Origin of the sequence: Acinetobacter lwoffii, from assembly GCF_022809915.1 — a bacterium.
Lineage (GTDB): Bacteria > Pseudomonadota > Gammaproteobacteria > Pseudomonadales > Moraxellaceae > Acinetobacter > Acinetobacter lwoffii_M.
On the sequence record NZ_JALGQY010000057.1, the window covers coordinates 1 to 6,259 of the forward strand.

Annotated in this window: 8 protein-coding genes; 2 read left to right on the forward strand and 6 right to left on the reverse strand. The window is 32.0% G+C overall.

The annotated features are described in order from the left end of the window. Window positions 1-354: 354 nt before the first annotated feature. The 6 genes from MTX11_RS16025 to MTX11_RS16050 all read right to left on the reverse strand — a co-directional run bounded on the left by MTX11_RS16025 (window position 355) and on the right by MTX11_RS16050 (window position 4,628). Window positions 355-777, reverse strand: a complete 423-nt coding sequence (locus MTX11_RS16025; protein WP_243475572.1) for a hypothetical protein — start codon at window positions 775-777, stop codon at window positions 355-357. A gap of 33 nt (window positions 778-810) precedes the next feature. Continuing rightward, a complete protein-coding gene (locus MTX11_RS16030) occupies window positions 811-1,314 on the reverse strand; it encodes a plasmid replication DNA-binding protein (RefSeq protein WP_243475573.1) in 504 nt (167 codons plus the stop codon). 73 nt (window positions 1,315-1,387) lie between these two features. Then, window positions 1,388-1,864: a hypothetical protein gene (locus tag MTX11_RS16035; protein ID WP_243475574.1), complete on the reverse strand. Its 477-nt coding sequence runs from the start codon at window positions 1,862-1,864 to the stop codon at window positions 1,388-1,390. Between the two features lie 301 nt (window positions 1,865-2,165). Continuing rightward, window positions 2,166-3,107: a replication initiation protein gene (locus MTX11_RS16040; protein ID WP_243475575.1), complete on the reverse strand. Its 942-nt coding sequence runs from the start codon at window positions 3,105-3,107 to the stop codon at window positions 2,166-2,168. Window positions 3,108-3,539: 432 nt separating this feature from the next. Continuing rightward, entirely contained in the window at window positions 3,540-4,040 is a 501-nt protein-coding gene (locus MTX11_RS16045) for a hypothetical protein (protein ID WP_243475568.1), read from the reverse strand. Between the two features lie 3 nt (window positions 4,041-4,043). Then, complete coding sequence (locus tag MTX11_RS16050; protein WP_243475569.1) at window positions 4,044-4,628, reverse strand: recombinase family protein; 585 nt, start codon at window positions 4,626-4,628, stop codon at window positions 4,044-4,046. A gap of 264 nt (window positions 4,629-4,892) precedes the next feature. Between MTX11_RS16050 and MTX11_RS16055 the strand changes: the two genes are divergently transcribed. Continuing rightward, complete coding sequence (locus MTX11_RS16055; RefSeq protein WP_243475570.1) at window positions 4,893-5,261, forward strand: helix-turn-helix domain-containing protein; 369 nt, start codon at window positions 4,893-4,895, stop codon at window positions 5,259-5,261. A gap of 180 nt (window positions 5,262-5,441) precedes the next feature. Further along, window positions 5,442-5,681: a hypothetical protein gene (locus MTX11_RS16060; RefSeq protein WP_243475571.1), complete on the forward strand. Its 240-nt coding sequence runs from the start codon at window positions 5,442-5,444 to the stop codon at window positions 5,679-5,681. The last annotated feature ends 578 nt before the right edge of the window (window positions 5,682-6,259 follow it).

Consider the following 6,259-nt stretch of genomic DNA (forward strand, 5'->3'; position numbering starts at 1 on the left):
AAAGTACGGGAAAACTTAGGGTAGATCAATATTGACATTTAGCTAAATATTTTCCGTTAGTTGTGCATTAATCCTTGTAAAAATATCGCTATTTTATTGATTTTTGTATAAGCCTTATCAGGCAAGGATTGGGATAATAAAACTGCTGAAAAACGCTTATGGATAGCGCTGTGGATAACTGACAACTGCTGAATCAAGAAGTCATATTCTGTTTTATTTATTTTCTATAATTATGATGATCAACTGAATCATTCAACCCATCTGGATGATCAACTGGTTTATTTAGCCCATGGAAGTGCAATATTCCCCTGTGATCATCATCTGCCAGTAGTTAAATTCTAAGTATTATTTTCTTTATTCATTATTTGAATTGAAAAGAATACTTTTCATTACTTCTTGTATATAACTATCTAGTTCTTCATCTTCACATGTTGGTCTTTCTTGTCTAAGTCTTCTTTCTAATTCTTCTTTTTCCTCAGACAAATGATTAATAGTTTTTGTACTAAGCTGATACTTATACCCTTTTAAAAATTCATCATATTGAGAATGAAAAAGTGCTTGACTACATAAGATAATATCTTGTTTTCTTTTCAATTCTTCTTTTGAGATAGCATCTTTACTCTCTAAAAGATTGAGATAATCTTTCTTCATCCTTAAATCTAGAGTTACATGAACATATTCAGTCATATTGAGGTATATATTTTCCTCTTGATTCATTTGCGCTAAAGCTGAATGGAAAGGAAGATACCCTATAAAAATCATTAACTTAAATTTCATTTTTGTACTCAATACTTACTAGATTTTATAAACTTAATCTAAAATTGCATTTATTACTCGCCCAAATAAGCTACGGCGCTTAACTGGTTGCTGAGTTTCATCTTTCGGTATGGATACTTCTTGTTGATATTTCTCTACTGCTATCTCTTGCTCAGGTTCTTTCACTTGCTCTACTTCTGCTTGCTGCTTTGGAGCGCCCAATAACAATTGTAATGAGAATATCTGATCATCTTTTGCTTGTAATTGTTGACGTTGAAATGATTCACGTTCCTGAGCAAGTTCTAGCTGTTTTTGAAGCATGTCTACCTGTTGTTTTAATATGTCTACTTCTGCCGACTTTTGTACCTGTGTAGACTGTAACTGGGTGACATTTGAGTTACTTCTTTGTGCTGGTTCTCCAAATACTCGGATAGCTTCTGCTAGATCAATACGACCATCACTATTCTTGCTTAGATCACCTTTCTTTATTCTTTTATAAATACTTTGTCGATTCATCCCATATAAATTGGCAATCTCAATCACCGACATTGCTTTCATGTGTGTAACCCTACATTAAAGATAATTAAAAGTTACATTAAGGTGACATGTAACGCTACTTAAATATATGATCTTATATTGGAATTAAATGTTTTCTATTGATAACTGTATAACGCTTCTTCTCACCTAAGCTATCTAGGTTATGCAAAGCTTGTCGTTGTATTGCATTACAAGTTGAAGCAATCTTCCAAGCGTGTACCTTTCTACGAATTACATTTAAATTATGAGAACCATATCGCTCACAAGCATCTAGATTTAAAGCTTCATTGCAATAGAGCGTTAAATATATTTGTCTAACAAGTTTTCTGTCTGATCTTTTTCTGATTGTTCCAGCTCTAGTGACAAATAATATTGCTGTTTCATTTGTCTTTCTTAAATAATCCCTAAGCTTCTTATCATCAAAATCATGTATCCATGACATAGCAACATCTCTTGCTTCTTCATACTCTAAATCATGTACATCACAGAATATTGAATATTGATATAACCATTGATAGTTAGATAAGAGATCAATCATCTTTCTCTTAGTTTTATCTTCACTTGATTCCAATCTATCATCCATATAATTAAATAATAATGATTATATATTGAATATTCATACATATCCTATACTGCATTAAGAAATCATAAGTTAGATCCTATCAATTGCTAATAATGCAACAGATAAGAAAATAGGATTAGAGCCTTATACAGAAAGGACTTAAGTATAAATAGTTAATTATTAATATTAAGATTTAACATAAGAAATACAGAAGATAAGTATTCCGTTTTAGTGCGGTAAAAGTGAATATAAGAAACCAACAAACATAGAAATATGAGGAGAAACGTCACAGAACTGATTTAGGCTATTGTTACACCCCTTTAAACCAACGGCATACTGTCATTCGGGCAACATCTAGCTCCTTAGCAATCTGTGTGTTATTCAATCCCTTATTCTTTAAAATAAATGCTTGTGTACGTTTACTGTCGTAAGCTGCTTTCTTAGCTTGACCCCCTAATCTACCTTTATGGGTCTGACGATCTATAAACTCTTGATAGCAATATGAATCACGCTTCCATACCCATCTAGAAATAGATTTTGCTATTGCCTTAATTTCGTTATATCCCAACGGCTGAGTGAAAGTAGCATTTACCTTTTCACATTGATTAAGTACAGCTTTATGCCATTGATCATAAACGCTCCCTCTATGCTTTCTTATCTCGATATAAGCCCAGTGACGCACGTCATCAAAGATCTTGCAATTACGACCTAGATATATTGCTTCCTGCGTTGAAATTGGCTTTTTAACTTGGTGCCAAGTAATTTCAAGACTATCAGCTAAGGATTTGAGAGAGTAGGGAGTAGACCTATAGCTATATGCTCTCCATTGCTCGTGTAAGGCATTTTTAGTTATTAATCCTGTGTACCCTACATCAGCACCTAAAAGCGCCCTTAAAGCGCTGTAAACAGCATTTGCATAGCGTATTGGTTTATCTCTAGCTGAATCACTGAGGTAAATTGCTTCTGTTAATTCATAGAGAAAATGGGAGTGTCCATTTATAGGATTTTCTACAATTAAATTTGGTGCTGGAATGCCAACCATTGAATACCTGTATTCAGCAACACTGGCTGGAATATCAAGATCAAATACGAGCCATTTTAAATAATAACGATGGTTTACTGAGAGATAGCGTTTTAGAAGGGCTTTTTCTTTATTTTGTATTTTTAAACCAAAGGCTAAATCATCCGTAGCATATGGTTTAGCTGGAATACTGTTTCTAAATTGATCAAGAGTTAATGGTAATTGTTGCATTGCTAACTTCACTGTTTGCAAATGCACAATGAAGCTGTATTATGAGTACAGATCATGTGCAAACATGTTCTAAGGATTCAAGCCTCGATTGACACCATTCCGCCAAGTTTGTATGTCATCGGGGCTTTTTCATTTGTAAACCATTTGTAGCACAATTCACTAGATTACGGATAGTAATAAAATAATTTTGAATTTTTGCTGAAAATAAACTTTCTATTTATTTATGGGTATTGTTAAAGAATCTATAGTAAAACAATGACTTAATTAGTTGATAGTTATAATAATAAGCTTTATTAAACCCTAAGATTAAAATAGGGATTTTCATCCCTTCTTGTTACAATCTAGATACATCTTATAGTTGAACCCATGTACTGCTTTCTATATTTGATGGGGGGTAATTATTTAAAATATCCTACTAATTAACCTAGAATTTTAAAGTATTTTTTTATATAGAGCATATTCATACATATCTTTTTTTAAATTCTCTACTGTGTCTCTATATCTTGTTTCATCGGCCATTAGCTTTTTTAAACTCTCACTATTATTATGAAAGTAATGAAGTATGAATTCCCCATAAGTTTCATCAAAAAGATCAATTAGTAATAATGTTTTTTTATTATTATTTTTATATCGGATTAAATTCAGACGCTTTCTTATATCTATGTTCATATTCCTGAATTCTACAATCAATTCTTCCTCAAAATCATTTGGTGTTTTACTGTGTATAACCATCTTAAGCATTTGCTCAAAAACAGTCTGACTTTTTAGAGATACTTCCTCTAATAACTTAAATATCTCTTTGGCCTCATTTGAAATGACTTCCTTTCCCTTCTGTTTATGCCATAAGAAATAAACTACCCCAGCTATGGTAATTGTTAGGATTGTTTGAAAGTATTTATATGCTATATCCCAATCAAGCGAACAGATCTCCATCTACTATCCCTTTAACACTCTATAAACAGTTGCCACACCGCAACCTACAGCTTTAGCTATTTCTTCTTTAGTTAATCCTTTTTTATTCAATTCTTTAATCCTTGAATGCTTATTTAAATCAGCCTTCTTGCCTGTAGGTTTATATCCACTTCTTTCTAAACCTTGCTTAATACGTTCTTTACGCTTGTCGTTGTCTAACTTTGCCATAGTTGCTAGAAGGTCAATTAACATGTCGTTAATTACTCTTAGAATTTCTCCAGACATACCTTCTTGTTGTGCATGAGTAGTAGGTAAATCAGCTACAACTAATCGTAAACCTTTTTCTTTAATCCGTTGTTTTAATATTGAAAAGTCATCTTGAGAAAGCCTAGATAGGCGATCTACTGATTCCACTAAAAGAATGTCACCTTGTTGAGCTTCTTCAAGTAAACGACTCAAGATAGGTCTATCAAGTTTAGTTCCACTGTAGTTTTCTACATAAGCTTCATAAGAGCTTGCATAAGCTTTTGAAAGGTAAATTAAATCAGCTAATGCTCTTTCTGCATCCTGATCTTTTGTACTTGCTCTTACATAGATTCGAACTGTCATGCTATTAGCCTTCTATCAATTAGACTTAATTAAATAAGTTTAACAATAATACTATCATTTAATAATTTTTAAAAGTCTAATGATAGATATTTTTATCATTTAGTGATTTATCTTTTATGTATAGTCTAATGATAGTTTATCTATTTTTTGAAAAAAAGTTAAATTATTATTTAAATCAATAAGTAATAAATCTGTATTTTTTTACAGATTCTTTTGGATAAAATCTTGATAATCTTTTTTCAGGTCAAATCTGAGGAAAGTAAAATGATAGATAGAAGGACAATAGCTGGCACAATACTGAAAGCTTTACGGACTGCAAGACATGTGAATCAAGAAGTCATTGCTAATTTCTGTGGACGAAGCATTAGCTATATATCAGATTGGGAACGAGGTAAAACAGATATTCCCCTTCAAGTTATAGGTGTTTACTCACAGTTCTTAGACATAAAAGAATCTGAAATTTTGGAATTGATTGAATTCTATAAAAAGAAGGATGAAGAGAACCCCCCCTTCAATGGTGTAAACTATCAATACCCTCCATTCAGAGATAAGGTTTTTAGAGAATTAATACAACGATATGAAAGAGAGCCCTTGTATCCAAGAACACGAGAACATCTAAATCCAAGATTTTAAGTTAGATATATCTAATTAGGGTCAGCTAAGTTTTAGATAACCCTAATTATATACTTGTTCTGATTAATCAATTAATTAAAAACTAATTTTACTAATTGAATGAAATTTATAGAATTAACAAAAATTTAAGCTTCTTCTCTTAGAGACTTAATAAAAAATTGAAATTAAAGGTACTAAGCTATGGAATTAAAAGATAAATTAAAACTTAACTCAGGGGAACAACTGATTCAAGTTAGTCATAAAATGAAAGGCTCTTTAGGGGAGACGGATATTTATAAATATGAAATCATTGACTCTACTGGCAATGTTATTGGCTACGTTGACCATACTGATCATACTTCTATTAGAGGATTTAATAGAACACGATCCACCACTCAATATGACTTAAATCATAAAATAGTTTTAGATATTCATTGGTAACCTCTAAAACTATGGACTAATGATAGGTTGCTTTGTACAGAACAAAGCTTTCATAGACAGACCCATAAATCAAAATTAAAACGATTTACATATTTATAAAAATATAGCCCATCCGAAGATGGGCTATTCCATATCTAACTAATAAAGAAGCTATAGAGCTGTAACGCATCAGCGATATAGCCCAATACTTCAAAGAACGTATAAATCACAAACCTCATGATTAGTTCCCCTTATAATTCAGGGGCATCCATATCTTCAAAACAATTCAAAGTTGATTAACGTTGATTAACCAAAGTTAAGATGTTTAAATTAGGCTTGCATATGCAATATATTGCAACCTCCTTCACTGGGATATGAATGCCAGTTGAAATTTACTGAAAGCCCATTAATGCTGTGGTAGGCAGCGATGGGTTTTTCAGCCCTTCCATCTTCGTAAGTTTACATCGCGAATATGCTGCAACAGCATATTTACTGTGTGTTTTATCTCAGACTTCAACAACCAAAGTACGGGAAAACTTAGGGTAGATCAATATTGACATTTAGCTAAATATTTTCCGTTAGTTGTGCATTAATCCTTG